This is a genomic window from Pantoea sp. GbtcB22, from assembly GCF_019091025.1.
Lineage (GTDB): Bacteria > Pseudomonadota > Gammaproteobacteria > Enterobacterales > Enterobacteriaceae > Pantoea > Pantoea leporis.
The window spans coordinates 1-236 of the sequence record NZ_JAGXKB010000860.1 but is presented as its reverse complement, the minus strand read 5'-3'; the positions used below and the strand labels follow the sequence as shown (position 1 = coordinate 236).

1 protein-coding gene is annotated in these 236 nt (G+C 68.6%); it reads left to right on the top strand.

All coding sequences use genetic code 11. The features are described from left to right. The coding region (locus KVT28_RS26880) for a hypothetical protein (protein WP_217551376.1) at positions 1–236 on the top strand (236 nt) is incomplete at both ends.

Below are 236 nucleotides of genomic sequence, written 5' to 3'. Positions count from 1 at the left end.
GGGCTTCTTCCGCGTGGGCCCGGTGCTGGTCGAGACGCAGTTCATGAACCACACCGCGCCGACCGTCGCGTACCGCATGACCGGCGACGGCGCCACCCTCGTGTACGCGACCGACCACGAGCCGTTCTGGAATGCCTCGGGCCGGGTGTCGCAGCATCCGGGCGACGAGCGCCACATCACGTTCCTGCGCGGCCCCAATCTGGTCATCCACGATGCCCAGTACACCGGCGACGAGT